General features: G+C 55.8%; 14 protein-coding genes. 6 read left to right on the top strand and 8 right to left on the bottom strand.

Annotated features, from left to right (window positions below; all coding sequences use genetic code 11):
• Positions 1-17: 17 nt before the first annotated feature.
• Positions 18-479 carry a VOC family protein gene (locus tag Q0915_RS14585; protein ID WP_299472255.1) on the top strand — a complete coding sequence of 154 codons (462 nt, stop codon included), beginning with the start codon at positions 18-20 and terminating at the stop codon, positions 477-479.
• Between the two features lie 4 nt (positions 480-483).
• Here the strand turns inward: Q0915_RS14585 and Q0915_RS14580 are convergent, their stop codons facing one another.
• The gene (locus tag Q0915_RS14580) at positions 484-1,401 is read right to left on the bottom strand and encodes a LysR family transcriptional regulator (protein ID WP_299472254.1); all 918 of its coding nucleotides are present in this window, start codon (positions 1,399-1,401) and stop codon (positions 484-486) included.
• Between the two features lie 229 nt (positions 1,402-1,630).
• On the opposite strand from Q0915_RS14580, the gene Q0915_RS14575 reads away from it, so the two are divergent.
• Positions 1,631-2,413 (top strand): class I SAM-dependent methyltransferase, encoded by a 783-nt coding sequence (locus tag Q0915_RS14575; protein ID WP_299472253.1) that lies wholly within the window; start codon positions 1,631-1,633, stop codon positions 2,411-2,413.
• Between the two features lie 17 nt (positions 2,414-2,430).
• Positions 2,431-3,087 carry a class I SAM-dependent methyltransferase gene (locus Q0915_RS14570; protein WP_299472252.1) on the top strand — a complete coding sequence of 219 codons (657 nt, stop codon included), beginning with the start codon at positions 2,431-2,433 and terminating at the stop codon, positions 3,085-3,087.
• A 147-nt stretch (positions 3,088-3,234) separates the two neighbouring features.
• On the opposite strand, the gene Q0915_RS14565 is transcribed toward Q0915_RS14570, so the two are convergent.
• The 4 genes from Q0915_RS14565 to Q0915_RS14550 all read right to left on the bottom strand — a co-directional run bounded on the left by Q0915_RS14565 (position 3,235) and on the right by Q0915_RS14550 (position 9,375).
• The gene (locus Q0915_RS14565) at positions 3,235-3,999 is read right to left on the bottom strand and encodes a PEP-CTERM sorting domain-containing protein (protein WP_299472251.1); all 765 of its coding nucleotides are present in this window, start codon (positions 3,997-3,999) and stop codon (positions 3,235-3,237) included.
• Between the two features lie 761 nt (positions 4,000-4,760).
• Complete coding sequence (locus Q0915_RS14560; RefSeq protein WP_299472250.1) at positions 4,761-5,861, bottom strand: hypothetical protein; 1,101 nt, start codon at positions 5,859-5,861, stop codon at positions 4,761-4,763.
• Between the two features lie 103 nt (positions 5,862-5,964).
• Positions 5,965-7,869 carry a caspase family protein gene (locus Q0915_RS14555; RefSeq protein WP_299472249.1) on the bottom strand — a complete coding sequence of 635 codons (1,905 nt, stop codon included), beginning with the start codon at positions 7,867-7,869 and terminating at the stop codon, positions 5,965-5,967.
• 618 nt (positions 7,870-8,487) lie between these two features.
• Positions 8,488-9,375 carry an SDR family oxidoreductase gene (locus Q0915_RS14550; RefSeq protein ID WP_299472248.1) on the bottom strand — a complete coding sequence of 296 codons (888 nt, stop codon included), beginning with the start codon at positions 9,373-9,375 and terminating at the stop codon, positions 8,488-8,490.
• Positions 9,376-9,473: 98 nt separating this feature from the next.
• Here Q0915_RS14550 and Q0915_RS14545 point away from each other — a divergent pair, with 98 nt between their 5' ends.
• Positions 9,474-10,301, top strand: a complete 828-nt coding sequence (locus Q0915_RS14545; protein WP_299472247.1) for a helix-turn-helix transcriptional regulator — start codon at positions 9,474-9,476, stop codon at positions 10,299-10,301.
• Positions 10,302-10,878: 577 nt separating this feature from the next.
• Here the strand turns inward: Q0915_RS14545 and Q0915_RS14540 are convergent.
• Positions 10,879-11,481, bottom strand: coding sequence for a hypothetical protein (locus Q0915_RS14540; protein WP_299472246.1), 603 nt, complete (start codon positions 11,479-11,481; stop codon positions 10,879-10,881).
• 991 nt (positions 11,482-12,472) lie between these two features.
• Here Q0915_RS14540 and Q0915_RS14535 point away from each other — a divergent pair.
• Both Q0915_RS14535 and Q0915_RS14530 read left to right on the top strand, forming a co-directional pair.
• Positions 12,473-13,597 carry an AraC family transcriptional regulator gene (locus Q0915_RS14535; RefSeq protein WP_299472245.1) on the top strand — a complete coding sequence of 375 codons (1,125 nt, stop codon included), beginning with the start codon at positions 12,473-12,475 and terminating at the stop codon, positions 13,595-13,597.
• 433 nt (positions 13,598-14,030) lie between these two features.
• On the top strand, positions 14,031-15,194 hold the full coding sequence (locus Q0915_RS14530; RefSeq protein WP_299472244.1) for an MFS transporter: 1,164 nt from the start codon (positions 14,031-14,033) through the stop codon (positions 15,192-15,194).
• A 3-nt stretch (positions 15,195-15,197) separates the two neighbouring features.
• On the opposite strand, the gene Q0915_RS14525 is transcribed toward Q0915_RS14530, so the two are convergent.
• Complete coding sequence (locus Q0915_RS14525; protein WP_299472243.1) at positions 15,198-16,385, bottom strand: VWA domain-containing protein; 1,188 nt, start codon at positions 16,383-16,385, stop codon at positions 15,198-15,200.
• Entirely contained in the window at positions 16,378-18,660 is a 2,283-nt protein-coding gene (locus Q0915_RS14520; RefSeq protein ID WP_299472242.1) for a DUF5682 family protein, read from the bottom strand. Before Q0915_RS14520 ends, Q0915_RS14525 begins: the two co-directional genes overlap by 8 nt.
• Positions 18,661-18,677 lie beyond the last annotated feature (17 nt).

The raw sequence follows: 18,677 nt of genomic DNA, 5'->3' as shown, positions 1-18,677 counted from the left end.
TGAACGTGATGGGAGATTTGACCATAAATGACCGAAGCGGGCTTCGCGCGATCCGCAGCATCGACTACGTGATCGTGCTTTGTGACGATTGGAAGAAAATGAGAGCTTTCTTCATCGACATTTTCAATTTCGAAATCGAACAGGAGGAGGAGGGGCATTTCATCGCCTTCAGGGTCGGTACTTTGTTCCTGGCGCTTCGCCCGCGCGGTCGCGCCTACGACGGTCCGCGGAAATCGGACGGTTCTGCCGGTATTCAGCTGAGTTTCCGGGTCCCACCGGCCGATGTTGATCTGGCCTATCAGGCGCTGACCGACAAAGGCATTGATGTCATAGAACCACCTACCAACCAGGACTTTCCGCACCGTACCTTGTTCTTTCGGGATCCGGAGAACAACGTGATTGAGATTTTCGCGGATATTCACCCGCGTGATACCTTGCCTGCATCGTCGGGCCTTCATCGTGTCGTAACTGGCGCTTGAGTTCTTAGCGGCATCCGGCACCGGCCTCACGCTTCACCTTCAGCAAGCCATCGGCCAGATGATCGAAGACCATTCTTATCCTGCGGCTTGTGTGAAGTTCCCGGTGGGTCACCAGCCAGATCGGAAAGGTGACCGGCTCGACATCGTCAAAGGCCCTTTGGATTTCAGGGCATCTTGCTGCGATTTCGTCCGCCATGATCGACAGACCGAAGCCCTCGCGCACATATTGCCAGGCGACAATCCCGCTCGGTGACCCCAGCTTTATGTTGGCTTCGCTCACATCAAGGCCAAAGGCGCGCAGGTAACCGACCAGTTCGGCATTGTTGTCATAACCGACAAAATCGAGGCCGGGTGCGTCTTTCTTTGACAGTTTCCGGCCGAACTTTTCTAGATAGGATCGGGCCGCATAAATCCTGGCAGGTGCCTCGCGCAGTTTGCGTGCGTAAAGGTCCGGATGGTCAGGTTCAATGTGACGGATCGCGATGTCGGCCTCGCGCCGGCGCAAATCGCTGAGACTGTTGGTGCACAGGATCTTGAGCTCGATGGAAGGCGCCTTGGCCCGCAGGTCACGCAGTATTTCCGGCAAGATCAGAGCAGCGGTGAGATCCGTTGCTGAAATCGTCACCAGTCCTTCGATCTGCTGGGATTGCCCGGATGCGGTCAGCGAAATCCGGCTGGCGGCCTCTCCCATCGCACGCACATGTTCGGCAAGCTCAATTCCGGCGTCTGTCAGGATCAGACTTTTGGAAACACGCTCGAAAAGCGTGACGCCGAGTGCTTCCTCCAGCGCTGCGACCTGACGGCTCAGCGTTGGCTGCGTCAGCCCGAGTGCGCGGGCAGCCGCCGACAGCGACCCTTCTTCCGCCGTTACCAGAAAGGCGCGCGCCTGATTCCAGTCAAAGGAGATGCTCTTCCAATTCATACAAATTTGTATATCAGCCAGTGAAATTTCGGCAATTCCCATTCGAATTTTTAAGGCTTAACTACGCGGTGGAAGGAGTGCTGCCGATGAGCCCACACTGGATTTTGCTGCAATTGTTCAACATGACGCTTTCGGTTCTGGAGATGATTTCTTCACCCGCGGGCGGCCTGGATATCGGTCGATCGCTCCTGCAACAGGTTGGACTGCGAAGAAGGAACGGGAAACGGAAATGACGCTAGACGCGCGTGACCAGCGCATTCCGGTTTTCGATCGTTGGTTTGGAACCTGGAACATATCAGTCAACAGAAAGGCCTATCCGATACATCAGCTGCAGCGCAGATACGATGCGATTGCCCCCGGTTGGGACCGAAAGGTGTCGCGGCTGGGCTTCCCATCCGCCTATCGCAGCCTGGTGCGCCGGATTATGCCTGACTTGCAGCAGATGGGGCCAGCACCTGGCATCAAGGTGCTCGATTGCGGTGCAGGAAGCGGAGCGCTTTCCAAGGCCTTCGCTGTTGAAATGAAGCGTCCATTCGACTTGTCAGTCGTGGATATTTCCCCCCGTATGCTGACTTTGGCGGAGAGGGCATTGCAGGCCGAAGGCGTGCCATGCCGCCTGGAACTGGCCGATATCCGGACGCTTCCCTTCAGGGACGAAGAGTTCGATCTTGTGATGTGCGCGCATACGATTGAACACCTGCCGGACCCAGAAACAGCGCTTGCCGAAGCGCTCAGAGTGCTGAAGCCGGGGGGCACGCTCCTTCTTGTGCTGACACGGAAATCCCTGTTCGGCGCATATGTGCACCTGAAATGGCGTACGCAACAGCTTTCATCTTCAAGTGTCTTGGAATGGCTCAAGAACGAAGGTTTGACTGATGCGCAAAACCTGAGGGTCGGCACAGGTGTTTGGACACGAAACCTGAGCCGGGCCATTGTAGGCCGCAAGGCAAGTTGCGGGAACTCTGACTTGCACGAGGTTGCCGGCCCTTATCACCCCATCGAGACTGTTTGAAAGCAAGACCAATGACCATGACGATGACGCAAAATGAAAACCTGAATACGGTGTTCTGGGACCGTCTGGCGCGCAAGTATTCCGCGCAGCCGATCAAGAACCAGGCGGCCTACGAAAAGACACTTGAACGCACGCTCGAGCATCTTGGACCAAACGACAATGTGCTCGAGCTTGGGTGTGGAACCGGGTCGACGGCGCTGTTGCTGGCAGGTGATGTCGGATCTTACCTGGGAACCGATTTTGCTCCGGGTATGATCGGCATTGCCGACGAAAAACTTCAGGCCGCACGCGAAAAAGGAGAGGCTCCGGCGGGATTGAGTTTCGCCGTTGCCGATGCCTTCGGCGAGGAGGTCGACAAGAACGGAGGTTATGATGCCATCCTGGGATACAACTATCTCCATCTCGTCGAAGACCCGGAGAGTGTATTGGCCCGTGTCAACAGCCTGTTGAAGCCGGGTGGCCTGTTTATCTCGAAAACCGTCTGTCTGAAAAGCAAGGCCTGGCTGTTTCTGCCGTTGATCAAGTTGATGCAGTTGTTTGGAAAGGCACCCTATGTGCGCATTCATTCTTTCGAGTCGGTTGAATTGATGATCGGCCGGGCTGGCTTCGACATTATCGAGACTGGCACCTATCCGGAGCCGCACAGCAGGTTCGTCGTTGCGCGTAAAGTTTGATTTTCCGTCCGCTCGCGAAATGGATCTCTCAGCGCCGGGATCGGCACGATCTTTCCTGATTCTGTTCGTTCGAAACGCGCATTTAGCGAACCAAAGTGCAAAAAGCGGCTCGTAAGCCGCTTTCTAATTCATGGAGCGAGCGCTCGCTCAGACTGACTTGCGCCGGCGCCAACCGGCGAACCCGAGTATCCCCAACCCGCCCGCAAGCAACGGCAAGGCAGCTGGCAATGGCACTGGGGTTGTTACGACATCTTGCGTTATCCCGGCATATCGCACCTGGCTTTGGGAGAAATTGTAAAATCCGAATGAGCCGTCCGTGAAAGAGCCTGCATAACTCAGTTCGGTCACACCATCGACCTTCACTTCGATCAATGCCGATGTGAAAATGATATCAAATAGATAGGTCTGATTGTCGTTCCATCCAGTGCTGCCCAGATTCGCGGCTCTCTGCACTTCGGAAATCGGGCCGGCGTGATTCCACCAACCTCCGTTTGACGAACCTGACGTCGTCGTGAGATCGCCACTGACTTTACTTAAAGCCAACCCGTCTACAGCCGGGCTCTGGTCATTCTGTTTCCAGTCGATGAGCCAAAAGTCAGCGTTCGTACTATTTATCTCATTGCTCTGATAACCCAGGACGAAGCCGATGAAATCATCGTCACCGGTTGTTTCGACCGTGATGCTGCCCCCAAGCGAGGTACCTTGGGAATTGGCGGTGGGGTCAAAGAAGACCGTAGGATTGCCATTGCTTGACTGCACGACAGAGTCATTATTGACACCTTGCACAGTCCAGGTACCCGCATTGTTGTTCGGTCGTCCGTTTTCCGTCCAGCCGGAAAGGTCGACGGGGGCCGCTTGTGAAATCGTCGGTATCAGAATTGAAACCGCAGCCACTAGAAGTAATTTCTGCATTTGAATTTTTACCCCTAAGTAAATTCTTGCGAAGATTTAAAGCAAAACGCCTTTTGATCAGGTTCAACGGATCATCGGCCTGACACGCCTCAGGTCCGAATCTGGATCTTTAAAGTTTCGTTGAAACCGCCTCTCCATTAATCTTCGAACGAAATAGACCAGGCGGCTTCGCAGTGAATCGAAACCGCGCATTCTTCAAACAATAGAGAGCAACCACGCAGCGTTGCTTACCGGTAGAGTAACAGTTAATTTTTGGTCAACCCCGCCAATCTGCCCTCATTTTCAGCCAAATCGCGTCTGGCCGTTGCTGTCGCCGTGTTTTCCGCGCTGCGATTGAAGTCGATGACCGCTTTGCGCTCCCAAATCGGACATCAAGCTATTAATTGCGACTGCCCGAAAGCTGACATTTAATCAGGACACAGCGAAGCGCTGGGATAGACTGAGAGCAGTTGTTTGCTGCATCCTGCATCAATGCCTGCAACGCAAAAAAAGCATATCCTGCCTTTAGTGCTTTGGTTTGGTACCGTTTTAGCCTTGCGGTAGGAGCCGGCATCCAGATTGAGCATTGTTCCCGTGATGAATTGTGGTTCTTTCGAGCCCGGAAACAGAACGCTGCTGGCAGCGTCCCAGAGTGGCGGCGTCTGCAGTTAGGTCCGCGCCTGAACGAACCACATTCACGCGGATCCTGTTGCGAGAGTCAAAGCTGGCTTTGGAACGATTGAAGCCTTTGATATCCGCCTGATGATTCCTGCTCGTGATAATCAGCACTTTCGCATTACGTTCATTATTACGTCGCGTTGAGCATTGCTCCTTGCAGCGATGAGTGCGGGGTTGGCCCGGTTTTGTTTCTTTTTTGCTGACACGGCTCGTTCCACCTGGCCCTTGGCGGTATCTATCAAAACGCCGCTCGTCGTACCGACAATCTGTTCCATCTGATCAGGGTCGATTGTCTTCTTGGCCTGTTGATAGGCCTCTCTGTATTGTTGAAGGCTCTTCCCCGCATAGTGGCTCACTCCCTCGCCGACAAGACCTGCCAGTACATCAAGGCCGATCTTGGTGAGAGTTTCAGAGGCGGGCATTTTTTCAACAGATCCCGCGCCAACCGTAAATGCTGCCCCCTGAATCATGCCAAGGCCGACCATAATGCCCTTACCTATGCCTTCTACATTCCCTACACTGGCCGCAGCACCCCAGCCAAATCCGACTAGCTGACCGAGTGACTCAATCGCGGCCGCGTCAAACTTGCCGGTATCCTGATACTTGGCAACGCCTTTGCCACCTGCTCCAATCGCTGCAGCACCAGCGCCAACCAAGGACGCCCCGCAGCAATTGGCGTAGATCATCACGATTGTAAAACCGGTGTCTCGGGCAAATTTCGCCATTTCCGCGTTTCGGGTTGTTCGATCGATGGCCATTTTCTGGTACTTCTGTATCGTAGCGACATAATCTTGATGTATGCCGCGCATCTGCCTTGTTGATGACAGATAATAAACAAGATCATCGAAAGCTCTACGCCCACTTGATTTGCGGGTTACATGAAAGAAGTTCAAAGAATCTTTGAACTCGTTCTTTGCCAGCTCCTTTACTTTCTTAACGTCGCAATCGATTACCGGCATTGTGCCGCTCAGTAGTCCAAGCTTCTCGTGGCGCAAATCCGACTTGGAAGGCAACGCGCTCATAAACTCGTAGGCCATTATGACGCGCTCGACCGTCTCTGGATCATACTGCCAACGCTCACCGTAGGAATCTCGATATGTATGAAATGCGCTCATTGTCTTAAGCCTCCCTTGAAAAGTTTTTTGCGCGCCCGGTATCAAATCTTTTTGTGCAATATGCCGACCGAAATAGGTCGTGTTGGTCATCCGGCATCATGCCGTTTGTTCGGGTTTGCCACATGCGACGGACCAAAAGGCCAGACATGGCAAGCGCGGCACCACCCCACCACCGTCATGGCTGTTGAGTGCGTCACCGATCCGCGTATTGGAAAAGCGCCTGAAGCGATTGGTCCCCGATTTTGCCGTCAATTTTGCCGTGATAGGTTCCGGCCTCCTTCAGCCGGCGTTGAACCGCTTTGTTGAAGGAACGCGGGTAGTCGCCGGAATTGGTCAGAAACCAGTACTCTGCCTCGATCCTGCCGCCGGACTTGAGCGCCTTCATGAGCCAGTCGACGGCGATTTCCTTCTGATCGCTCTGGAACGTACCGGCGAGGTATTGACGGGCCAGTTCCCGCATCGCAATCACATCGTCTGCCGCTGCGGCCTGTTCCAACAGCTCGCGGGCCCGCTCGGTGTCTTTGTCTCCACCGCGCCCTTCAAGATACATCCATGCAAGGTTGGTCGCCGCCAATCCGTCGTCGTCCGATGTCAGGGCGCTTTGGTACCAGAAGCGCGCTTTGATATCGTTCTGTGCAACGCCTTCGCCCCTGTCATAGGCTCCGGCGACATAAAACGCCGCCTCCGGATTTCCGGCCTCGGCCGCCTTTTGAAACCACTGGAATGCCTTGATTTCATCATAGTCGACGAGATTTCCTTCAGTATACAAATGCGCGAGATGGGTCATGGCTTCGGCGTTGCCCCGGCGGGCGGACTTGTTTAGCAGCCGCAGCGTTTCTTCCGGCTGCCATTCGACGCCCTTTCCAAGGTCATAGGCAATGGCCAGTTCAATCATGGCATTCGTATTGTTGAGTTCCGCTGATTGCCTGTATTGGCGCGCAGCCTCCGGTTCGTTGCCCGAGCGATCGAGAACCTTGCCGTAAAGCAATCGGAGCATTGCAGAGTTGGGAAACAGCGCAACCGCGTCATAACAGGCTTGCACCACGCCATCGGGCACGCCAAGCCCGAGGTCAGTGTTCTCAACCGTCAGGCACGTCTTCACCGGTGACGACGTTGACTGAAGGGCCTTGGCGTCCTGGTTGTCCGAAATGGAGGGATGTTTGTGTCCAAGGGTATTGTTCAGCAGCTCCAATGCGCTCACTGCAAATTGGCCGTTTGGAAAACGTTCCAGGTAAAGGCGGACTTCATCCGGATTGTCTCCATATCTGACCGCTTCCCATAGGGCTTCTTCGCTCGACGCAAGTTCCACCGCGTCCTGACTGGCTGGCTTGAAGGTGAAATCCAGGAGCAAAGATGAGTTTTCCCATGGGATCTGGGCGCCTTCGGTGGTTTCAATCACATCCGTCCTGACCCGCCGCAGCATACGGGCAACGTCCAGATTGGGTGTGGAGATATGGTTCAGAAGTGCTTTGGTGAAAGGGCTGTTTCCGTCCGTTCCATCAAGCGCGACATTTCCCGGCTCCGTTGCGTAGGCGATCAACGTGCCAGGTCCGGAATCAACCCGCGCAAGGCCTTGTCCGACTTCGACCGATCTCGTGCCCATCGAGCGGGCGAGACCCGTTGTGAAGGGGTTATTTCGGCAGGCGTCGAGCAGAATGATCTTGGTTTTCGCCGAGCCTTCCATCTGTTTCAAAAGCGACTTGACGGCGATCAGCTCAACATTGATATCGCTTTCTTCCTGGAGATTGGCATCAGCAGGTACCAGATAGTTTTCACCGGCCACCTGAATACCGTGTCCGGCATAAAAAAACAGTGCAACATCGGCCCCTTCAAGGGACTTGGAAAACGTCCGGATCGCTTCCACAAATGTGGAGCGCTGCAGATTTTCCTCTAGCTGAACTTCAAAATCGAGACCCCTTAGGATGTCGCCCAGTTTCCGGGCGTCGTTGACCGGGTTTTCGAGCGTTCCTGCCCAAGTATACGACCCATTGCCGACGATCAGTGCAACACGCTTTTCGGCTTGTGCAGAGACCGTGAAAAGCAGGAATGTGAAAAAAAGGCAAAAGGATCGTAATGCGTTGCCGCTATTAAAATACACCTGACCACTCCTTCGGAAGGGATCCGTTGATAATCTCTACAAACAAGTGCGCTGGCGAAAATAAGTTCTCGAGGCCTGTTGTCACGGGACGCCGGATGGCCAGCATCTCGATTTAAACTGCTTTACTTAAGGGAAGCAAGTGAGCTTCTTAACATGGGAATATTCTGACAAAATCGGGAGAGCCGAGATCTTCGATTGCCGGGAGTTTATCGGCACTGCGTGTTGCAATCCAGCTATCCGGAGCGAGCTGCTTGCAGTCATCCGCATTTGAAATTCAGAACGCTGCTGAGAGTACTTGGGTCAATCGGCGCAAATTCGGCGTTTTCATGCCCGCGCGTCAGACGGTGCGCGGTTCCTTCATCTTTCCACGGTCGCCAATTCGCATTGGCTCGCCGGAAAGTCAGCAAAGGAACGCTAGCGATCGAGCATCCAGGTTGCATGAACATTCGCACTATCGTCGCAGTGACTTAATCCTGACAATCTCTTCCTGACCCATTTCGGACACTGGCTCAGACCAAGGTCAAAGGCAACTCGCACTTGCGTCGCGAGAAAAGCTGCCCAGGTGCCTAACGCTCGCGGAATTCCCGGGCAGGGTGTCTATTCTCCGGGCAACTACGATCACGTGATGTCCAGGTTATGAAGGTCTGTTATCAGATCCGGGCCGTTGGGGTTCCAATTCAGCTGCGCACGTGTCCATTCGCTGCTGGCTGGCATGTCGAGGCCGGCAAAAGGTGCAAGCCAGCCAAGATGGGTCTCCAATTGCTCCATAGGAATTGAGACAGCAGGCAGCTTTAACTTTGCGCCGAGGGTTTCTGCGATCTGACGGATCGTGATGCCGTCCTCGGCGACGGCATGATAGCGCGTGCCGGGGTCGCCTTTGTCGAATGCGCAAGCAAAGAGCGCCGCAACGTCCTGGACATGTGCCGCGGGCCAGCGATTGAGGCCAGGGCCGGTATAGGCGACCGATCCTGTTTGCACCGAGATCTGGATATAGGGTGAAACCAGCCCCTGGCGGGTCGTATCGTGGACCTGCGGCAGACGCATGACCCTGACATTCACACCATCGTCGAGCAATTGCTCGACAGCGAGTTCCGAGAGCACACGCGGATTTGGATTTTGGGCGTTGAAATGCGCCTCGGTTGCCGGGCCGCCGTCTCCTGGGTCTCCCATTCCGGTGCCGGACGTGACCATCAATGGTCGGTGAGAGCCCTTAAGTGCCGCCCCGAGTGCCAAAATGGCCCGCCTATCCTTCTCGCAGTTTTGAGCGAACTTCGTGAAATCGTGGTCGAACGCCGTGTGGATCACCGCGTCAGCTTCCTCGGCACCGGCGGCGACGCTGGCGGGGTCCTCCAGCGAGGCAAGAAAAGGTGTCGCGCCTGCTGCTGCAACCAATTTGGCACCAGCGTCGGACCTTGTCATGCCAATCACGTCATGCCCATGGGCAAGCAGCTCTGGCAATATCCGAGATCCAATGAATCCGCTGGCTCCTGTCAGAAATACGCGCATTCTAAACTCTCCATTGTTGTCCGGAGAGGCATTTCGAACAAAATCTTATCATGTTAAAGTAGTGACTTTATCCTGGTATAATTAATAACCGGATCATCATGCCTCAGAATGAAAAAAGTCTCGGACAGTTTTTGAAGAACCGGCGCGCGCGTCTGGATCCCGCAGCATTCGGTTTTCCCGTCGGCCGACGGCGCACGCCAGGCCTGCGCCGTGAAGAAGTGGCGCTGCGGGCGAACATCAGCCCGACTTGGTACACGTGGCTTGAGCAAGGGCGGGGCGGTGCACCTTCGGCCAACGTACTTGACCGCATCGCAGCCGGGCTGATGCTCACAGAGGCTGAAAGGGAGCATCTGCATATCCTCGCCTTCGGACATGTTCCCGAGGTGCGGCACAGGCCCGAGAAGGCAATCACACCGCGGCTGCAACGCGTCCTCGACGCTATCGTCGACTGTCCCGCCATCATACTAGATGCCACCTGGAACGTTCATGCCTGGAACCGGGCGGCAGCGCTCATCCTGACAGACTACGGAAAGCTCAGGCCCGAACAGCGCAATGTTCTGCGGATATTGTTTTCTCGGACCGGCCACACCAGCAATCGGGAAGATTGGAACAGTGTTGCCCGCTACGTAGTTGCGAGGTTTCGGGCAGATGCTGCGCGCGCAGGCGCGAATGTGGATATCGCAAAGCTTGTAGAGGACCTGTCGGTGGCCAGTCCGGAGTTCAAGAGCCTTTGGAGCGAAAACGAAATCACCGGACGCGGCGAAGGGACCAAGCGGCTGTTTCATCAAGAGCTTGGCACGATCGAGATGGATTTTTCGACCTTTTCGGTAGAGGGTCGATCCGATCTCAAATTGATGATCCATACCCCCGCATCCGAGGAACAAGCTGGGCGGTTGCGATCATATCTTCTGAAAAAAAAGTCCTGAGCGAACAGCAACTTGGAGCCAGCAAGCAGAGGTAGTTGCTGCTCCAGCGCTGGAGCGGCCAAAAGAAGCGCGGTTAGGATCCTGTATTTGTTACGTTTTTGTTTGGAATTCCGGCGATTTCATTTTGGTCGTTCGTTCGTCTTCGCTTCACTCCGCAAAGCCGACATTCACCGCAATCGCAACGAATGAGAGGTGATGGAAAGCCACAAGCACGCGTGGACACTTCTGGCTTGCAGATCCAACTGAACTCGAGCGTGGGGCAAGCCGAGTGAGGGTCACCAAGTCAGGCCGCTTTTGTGTGTGAGCTAGCTACTAGGGCAAGTGTTTGGCAGATCGGCCTTACAATGCCAAAGCAATTTGAGACTTGATTGCTTAGCGGGATGCCTTCGCAGACATCCCGCCCAGACTTCATTGCCACCGCAGATCAGCTCAAGCATTTCAGAACGGTAGCAACTGGACACGAGAAGGATCCACTCAAATGTGTGGGCGGAGTGAAACACGTCTCTGGGGGTGATGCTATGCCCCTGTCACCTGAAGTCCAAAAGCAACTTGTGGTGTTCCACACACCGCAAGACTTCTAGCCGAGTGCTTCGCGAAACCTTCTGTGAAACGGCCAAAATGCCATGAGCGCGACTGCCAAAAAGCCGAAAGAAGCAGGAATCGGTACAGGTGTAACGGGCGTGCCGGTAAGGGTGATCGTGTTGTTCCCGAATTCGGCGAGCGTTCCGAAGTTGAGATCAAGATCGGCCAGGATGCTGTCGGATGCAACCCAGGTGAAACTGAACGGATCAAGCGACGAGTATCCCCGTGTAATGCGGATATAGTTGCGGGTAAATGGGCGGGGTCCGTTTATGTAGAAAGCGTCTCCCGTTTCGGTCGGCGAATAGCTTTCCAGATCGAAACGCACATTACTCAGCGGCGTGAAACTCGTGAACAGATCTGTAACTGTGTAGCGATCAACCAATGCGCCATTGATAACACCGAATGCCTGTCGACCGGGGCGACTCTCGTTGAAACCCAGGCCAATTTGAGCAGGTGTTCCTAGCCCGGTCAGGTCAATCGATCCGGTTCCAAAAAAATAGACGTCGCTGCCAATTTGTTTCGCTTTGATATCCAGTGTTGCCGCGTTGGCGCTAAGGCCAGCGAGGCTTAGTACTGCGGCAAGCAATATCCGCTTCATCATATAATTCATCTCCTGAGTGCGTATAGTTTGGATTTGAGGAGGGTAAAGTTACTCTCAACTTGGAAGCGTAGAAGGCACAGCGATTGAACGCCGCCTCTCGCGCACTGATCCGGTCAGACCGGGCCCTGTGAGCGCAGCGAGCGATAGGGCGAAAGATCCGGTGAAAGTCAGCCCGTTCATCTCATCGAAACTGACGGCAGCATCGTTCAAAATCCGACTGACTGGAAGCCAGGCACCCTGTGCCTGATGAGTGTGGGTCTGCGTTACCCGCGCTGCGGCTACGCTGGATGTCGTCAACAGGGAAAGTCTGAGGCCTTGGACCAGTCTGTTAATGCCAAAACACACTCGACAACTTCCTTTTCTCAGCTGTAGCCAAACACATTGTACAAAGGGTGAGCGCCGAGAAGGCCTACAACGACGCTGATTTGATAAAACTAACAAGTACTTGCGGTTCGAAAATCATCTGCGTGTCTCAAGTTCGTTGTCATACAGTCTCAAAAACCGTGGGCCGCCTACATCAGGCGAGCGGTCGCTAGAATGTGTCGATCCCTCGAATGGAAAGTTTGGCCACCTTTTGCGCCGGGTGGATCGACATTTTCGCTAAAAAGCCTGCGATCGAACGTGTGTCGAGAGTTCCCAATCAGCAAAGCCCTGCTGCCTTTCAGCAGCCCGCGAAGGGGCCAAGTGAACGTTTGAGATGTTTCCCGAGTAAGCCTCAATCGTGGCCCAGAAAGTCATCGCTGGGCGCGATTGCGAGTGCTTGACGGCTCAGGGTTGCTTGTGCCACGGAGTTACACAGATTTGGAGCGAGCTCTGCCTTCGCAACCAAGCAACAGGCAAGAAGAGGAGAGTTGGGAGTTGGCGCAACCGAAGTCCTGACTTCGCAATTCAGGATGGTTTCCTGCAATTGGGTGCTGCTCAAAAACCAGTGTGTACTATCGTCCTATTTTGAAAGGACTTTTTGTAAGAGCGTGACGGGAAAAAGTTGATGGATTTAAACTCAACGGCGGGGTTGAAGTCGTCCAGTCTCACCCCAGACCTGAACATTGTTGAGCTTCCGGAAAATCTCCGTCGTGATGCCTGGAGCGACTTCATGGCCGATTTCTGGCGTGACGGACGACCCTTGGTCGCGAATCAGGAACTGGAGTTGAGTGTAGCTTCCCGCCAACTGGATGGCGCCGTATTCTGTCAGATAAATATGTCCCCTGCCGAACTGGTAGGCAACAATCACGAATTCGACTGCTTTGTTGTCCGCTATCAAAACGAAGGGAACTCGACAGCGATTGTTAACGGTGAACGGACGAGTATTCGACCCGGCTCACTTACTGTGATGGACCTTTCAGCGACACGTTACTCCATTGGTGATCAATCGAAGATCACCTATCTCGCATTCAAGAAGTCAGACTTGCAGTCTGCCGGTCATCAGATGCGACCAATGACACATTTCGATAGCAAAACGTCAGTCGGAAGATTGATGCTTGCGAATTTTCATCATTTGGCAAATGAAATCACGCACGAACAAGATGGACAGGCCTCCGCCGCAGTCGACCTGTTCTCTTCGCTTCTCGTCAATGCGACGAGTGATCAAAAGGCGCTTCAGGCAAGTGATCCCCACACCCTTAAGGCAAAGCGCATTCGTGCTGAGCAATTCATTTTCTCGCACCCTTTGTCTCAAGCGCTAGATGTTGAACAGATGTGCACCGAGGTCGGCATGTCGAGAGCAAGCCTGTACCGTCTTTTTCACGAAGATGGTGGACTAAGAGCCTATTTGACAAACGTTCGTCTCGACTGCGCCTATAAAGTTTTGGCGAACAGCAGACCGGCCCGTGGAATCGTTACAGCTGTCGCAGCTCAGTTCGGATTTCTGGACTTGCCGAATTTCAATCGAAGCTTCCGACGGAAATTTGGATGTCCACCCAGCGAAATCCTGGGCATCGCAATTGACGAAAGTGCCATCGAAGCCGGCACGCAAATGCATGGGCTCTACAACGAACCAAAAAAAGCGAACTTAAATGCTTGGAAGTCCAATCCTTTTTTTCGCGATCTCGATGAACTCGCGAAAAAGAACATTGGTAATGCCATGCCCTACGCCAATAACCGTTTCGTCCGATAGTGTTGGATCATTAGATTGCCGCGGTCGGGCATACCGAAGTCCTCGACCAGCCAGATTGGCGAAGCACGCTACGTCGAAACAAAAGATTTTCCACCGCAATACGAACAATCGCTGTGCTAGCAACAGCGGCAAGTGCAAAGCGCTGTTCTTGTATGAATTTCCTTGGCCGAAACACCCGCTTCGTGCTCCTTCAAAATCTCGGTTATTTGTTCTTCGCAAAATCGTCTCTTGATCAGTGGTCTCCTTGAAATCGAGAAAGTCACTAACTCAGAACCGGATCAATTAACTGGGAGAGGGTCGAAACCTCCAAAAGCATTCTACCGTACCAAAAGCCAATTGGAACGTGATCCACCTGACGGATACGGCTTGCAGCGCCAACATGCGAGTGCTAGCCAAAAGAACCCTCCCTGCGGTGCACTCTTGAAAGATCCAGATGCTCGTTCGCGATCGCGCTTTTTTCGCGTCCATGTTCCTGACCGTGCTGGCCGACCAGATCCTTTTGTTTCTGGTTCCTCTGGTGATCTTCCAGATTACAGGCAATGTTGCGTGGTCGGGCCTTGCGTTTTTCTTTGAAACGCTGCCCCGTTATCTCACCTTTCCGGTTGCCGGCATTCTGTGCGACAGGATCAATCCGATCCTTCTCCTCAGGATCAGCCGCATTCTGCGCGCCGTCGTCTGCCTGGTCTGTATCGCGGGTCAGATCGCATTTGGCGGCGTGTGGTGGTTGATTGGCCTGTCGGCGCTCGTGGGTGTTCTGACGACGCAGGGATTGCTCGCGCTGGAAATGGTGCTTGTCCGGGCCTTCAACGATCAGCGATTTGAGAAGGTGGCCAGCTACAGCCAGCTTGCCGCGCAGATGGGGGTCGTCCTCGGACCACTCATTGCAGCGTACCTGATGGCGATTTGGCCGTGGGAAACGGTCGTGTTCGTCGCAACGGCGCTGTTTTTTCTCTCAGACGGGCTGTTCCTGCTTTGGCGGGGGCAGTCCCGCATGGAACCCGTGCCGGAAGCTCCCACCAGGCATCCCGTTTCGGAGTTCAGGAAAGCTCTGCATCTTGCCTGGAGCCTCCCCGGCCTGATGCGGGCAATTCTGCAAGCTGCCGGTGTCAATCTCATCATCGGGGCGACCTTGGCAACGGCCGCTGCAATGATGACCGGGTTTTTCGCCCAGAGCGTGCAGACCTATGCATGGCTGCAGGTGGGCGGTGCCCTGGCAACACTTGCCGTGCTGAGCCTGACCGCTCACATCCATTTAGGGCTAAAGATCCTCGGCCGGACAGCCTACGCCTTCATCTGCCTGGGTGCTGTGCTCACCGGGCTCGGAGCCCATCCCCTGATTTATACCGCCGGATTTCTTCTGATTGCCGGCTTCGACAAGATGTTCAACATCTATGTGCGCACGCTTCGCAAGGAGATCATTCCGGCGCAGGATTTCGGCAAGACGACCGGCGTGATCATTTGCCTCAACAATCTGTCGCAACCGCTTGCAGGTCTGATGGTTGCGCTCTTCGCGTCCGGCGATGATGCGCGCGCGGTCCTGCTGGCGCTTGCCGCCGCAATGGCTCTTCTCGGCGTGCTGACCTTCAGGATACGCTGATCCTCAGACAGTGGGTTCGTCTTCGTCCGGGCGTATGGTCTTGATGTCCTGCGTTGCCGCCCACCGGTGAATGTCTTCCCGCCGGAGGGCGCAAGCCATAAGGTCCGGAAACTGGTCCGGGGTCGCCGCGAACACAGGAACGCCGAGCGTGGCCATCGTCGCGGCCAATCGGGCATCATAAGAGGGATTGCCGGTGTCCGTGAGGGCAAGCAAAACGATCACGTTCACGCCCTGGCCGATCAGCCTGCCGACGCGCGCGACCAGTTCCTTTGCATTGCCGCCCTCATAGAGATCGGTGATCAGAACCAGGTGCGATTTCGACGGCCGTTCGATCTTGTCTTCGCAGTAGGCAACGGCCTGGTTGATGTCGGTTCCCCCGCCAAGCTGAACGCCGAAAAGCACGTCGACCGGATCCGCGAGATCCTCCGTCAGGTCGAGGATGGCAGTATCGAAACAGACGAGTTTTGTCGCGACCACGGGCAGGGACGCCATGACGGCGGCGAAAATGGAGGCGTAGACGACAGAGGAGGCCATCGAGCCCGACTGGTCGACGCACAGAACGACCTCGTCCAGATCCACGATCCGCCGTTGCCGTCGCATGAAACCTATCAGTTTTTCAGGAACGATCGTGTTGTGATCAGCCTGGTAATTGTGAAGGTTTGCCCGGATCGTTCTCGGCCAGTCGATATCGGCAAAGCGTGGACGGAAGGTGCGCTTGGATTTGTCGACCGCGCCGCGCAGGGCTTCCGCCGTTCTGCGCTCCAGGCGTTCCATCAGTTCTGCCACCACCTTGGCGATCACTTCACGCGCGGTTTCCTTGGTTTTTTCCGGCATCACACCGCGCATCGAAACCAGATCGGCAACAAGGTTCACGTCGGCTTCCATGACCGCCAGAAACTCCGGCTCCATGAGCATCTGTCGCAAGCCGAGGCGATCGAATGCGTCTTTCTGAACCACCTGAACGACGGACGAAGGGAAGAATTCGCGGATATCGCCAAGCCATCGGGCGACATTGGGCGCGGATCCTCCGAGACCTCCGCGCTTGCCTCTGCCGCCTTTGCCAGTTCCCGTCGACCCGTCTTCAGGATTGTAGAGCGCGCTGAGCGCGGCAGAGAGCCGCTGGTCGCGGCCTTCCAGGGTTTCATCGTCACCGCCAAGGGCCAAGCGCCAGCGGCGTCCACGTTCATCCATGATTTTCCCCCGCCAGTATGCCGGTCAGGATTTCCAGATGTCGCGGCCAGCGCGTTTCTGAATCCGGGGCTGCGATCAAATGTGTCCCGCCGCTGCGCACGGTATCGAAGAGTGCGTCCATCAGGCGTTTGCGTTCTGCCTTGTCCATCTGGGAGAAGACACGCCGGAAGAGCGGCAGATATTCGGTGAAGGCCTCTTCCTCCAGACTGACCAGCCAGCCGTCGACGCAGCCGCGAAGGCCTTCGTCGTAAAGCAGTCTTTGTCCGGCGCCTTCCAGAAAACCGGCAAAAAACGCGGCAGCGTCGGAGACTTCCGTTCCCGGAGACAACATGCGTGTGAGCAGCTCAACCGCTTCGTCGGGGCTCATCACGTCGGCTTCATAGAGCAATCGCGCGGCAAGACCCGACAGAAGCCGGTTTGCCTGCGGTTCCGAAACGATGGACTGCAAGGCATCTTGCCAGGTCTTTAGGAGATCCGGGCGATCTTCCAATAGTTTGACGGCACCGTCCGCGCTCTGGATCTGGGAGCGCATGGCCTCGGACGCATCCTTGTCGAGGCCGCGCACGGCGTAGGGCAGGGCAAGCGAAGCCTGTGTCGCGATGCGTTCAAAGAGGCTTCCAAGCTGCACCGTGTCGATTTCGCGGGCTGCGCCATAGCGCAGAATGTCAGCAAGTGCCGGCAGAGACGTCAGCAGTTCGCTGCAATCCGAAGTCTGTCCAGCACGTTCTCCCAGCAGATTGACGCCTTCTGCCGCGGCATCGTTGAGCTGTGCCGTCATGGCGCCATAAACGAGATCAGCGAGCGGACCGAGCGCATGACAGCTCTGGAGCTCGGACCGGATCCTGCCGCTTGCCGCCTGTTCGATTGTCGCACCGAACACCAGGTTCTCAACGAGCTCTACCGCGTATTCCGGTTCCCAGCGCAGCATCCAGCGCTCTCGAAAGGTTCCCCGGCTGCGCCCTGGATCCAGAGGCGTGCCCCAGGGCACTTTAAGAACAGACAGCCGGTGGAGCAGCGTCGAACGGAACAGCCCGCTCTCGGAGCGGAGGTCAAGCGAGAGCTCCTTTTCAAGGGCTTCTGGCTTGAGCCTTGCCTTTTTCTGCTGCCGCTGGAGGTCCTCAAGCAATGGAGCCATGGGCACGTCGTCGGGGATCAGCCCGGTCTCAGACCCGATGAGAAGCTCACTGGAAATCGTTGCCCAGATCAGCGCATTGCCGAAACATAGGCAGGAAATGGCGGCATCACGCAGTTCCTCGTAGCCAGGTTGTGGCCGTTGCCGCACCGATGCCAGCGTGACCGCGAGCCGCTCCGTCTCGATAAGCGATGCGGTGGAAACGACCTGGCCCTGCGCGCGAAGGGCTCTAGCGATCCTGGCAACCCATCGTGTCGTCTTTTCATCGTCACGGGTCTGCCACAGATGAAGACACCAGCCGGGGGCCGCTACACCGGCGCCATAGCCGCTGCCAAAGGCGAGGCGGGGCGCGGTCCAGGGCGCCCAGGTCGCGGAAATTCTGGTCTTGGGAGCCCCCTTCAAAAGGGCCCGGTCGTCTTTGGCTGTATGTTTCGCTTTCAGGGCCGGTACGTGCCATGCACCACAGACCACGGCGATCGCCCCTTCAACTGTCTTGGCGGATTTGCTGATCTCCAGGCGCATATGGGCTTCACGTGCGGCCTCGCGTTTCGGCAGATCCGTCTCGCGTTCCCTGAGAGCCGACATGGCATCGGAGACGGCCTCGAAGACGGGACCGGGCGCAGGGTTTTCTTCAATCACGTCCTGCCACCAGCTCTCACCGTCTTCATAGCCCGCGGTCTCGGCGAGCGCTCCGATCGGGTCGCGGCGGAGGGTCTGATCATCGTCCTCTGCCTGCTGGTCTTCCGGCTCGTCTTCTGAAGTCACTCCGTCTGCAGAGCTCTCACCTTCCGGTGCTGCGACCGGATCCTCGGTCTCGCCACCCGAGACGCTCCAGGAAACGGGCAGATCGATAAAGCGGACGGGAACGCCGTTGCGCACTGCCCAGCATACTGCCTGATACTCGGGCGAAAACTCCGCAAAAGGCCAGAACACGGCCCGTTCCGGCGTGTCTTTCGGGTAGGCCAGCAGCGCGACGGGCGGCTGCATCGACGGGCTCGCCAGAAGCGGCAGAAGGTCACTGAGATCAGCCGGACCTTCAACAAGCACCTCGGAGGGCCGCAGGTCCTCCAGCGCTTCCAGCAGCCTGCGCGCACTGCCGGGGCCGTGGTGCCTTATACCGAAATAGGAGACGGCTGCGCTCACGTTCGAATACCCGCTCT

It is taken from the genome of uncultured Roseibium sp., from assembly GCF_947494555.1.
Lineage (GTDB): Bacteria > Pseudomonadota > Alphaproteobacteria > Rhizobiales > Stappiaceae > Roseibium.
Note: the sequence above shows the minus strand (reverse complement) of the source record. Positions and strands in the feature narration are given on the sequence as shown.

What these genes read in the sequence shown, in the direction of transcription:
- Q0915_RS14535 (WP_299472245.1), top strand. Translation starts at nt 12,473, where the DNA reads ATGGATTTAAACTCAACGGCGGGGTTGAAGTCGTCCAGTCTCACCCCA.
- Q0915_RS14545 (WP_299472247.1), top strand. Translation starts at nt 9,474, where the DNA reads ATGCCTCAGAATGAAAAAAGTCTCGGACAGTTTTTGAAGAACCGGCGC.
- Q0915_RS14565 (WP_299472251.1), bottom strand. Translation starts at nt 3,999, where the DNA reads ATGCAGAAATTACTTCTAGTGGCTGCGGTTTCAATTCTGATACCGACG.
- Q0915_RS14540 (WP_299472246.1), bottom strand. Translation starts at nt 11,481, where the DNA reads ATGAAGCGGATATTGCTTGCCGCAGTACTAAGCCTCGCTGGCCTTAGC.
- Q0915_RS14560 (WP_299472250.1), bottom strand. Translation starts at nt 5,861, where the DNA reads ATGACCAACACGACCTATTTCGGTCGGCATATTGCACAAAAAGATTTG.
- Q0915_RS14525 (WP_299472243.1), bottom strand. Translation starts at nt 16,385, where the DNA reads ATGGATGAACGTGGACGCCGCTGGCGCTTGGCCCTTGGCGGTGACGAT.
- Q0915_RS14550 (WP_299472248.1), bottom strand. Translation starts at nt 9,375, where the DNA reads ATGCGCGTATTTCTGACAGGAGCCAGCGGATTCATTGGATCTCGGATA.
- Q0915_RS14580 (WP_299472254.1), bottom strand. Translation starts at nt 1,401, where the DNA reads ATGAATTGGAAGAGCATCTCCTTTGACTGGAATCAGGCGCGCGCCTTT.
- Q0915_RS14530 (WP_299472244.1), top strand. Translation starts at nt 14,031, where the DNA reads ATGCTCGTTCGCGATCGCGCTTTTTTCGCGTCCATGTTCCTGACCGTG.
- Q0915_RS14575 (WP_299472253.1), top strand. Translation starts at nt 1,631, where the DNA reads ATGACGCTAGACGCGCGTGACCAGCGCATTCCGGTTTTCGATCGTTGG.
- Q0915_RS14570 (WP_299472252.1), top strand. Translation starts at nt 2,431, where the DNA reads ATGACGATGACGCAAAATGAAAACCTGAATACGGTGTTCTGGGACCGT.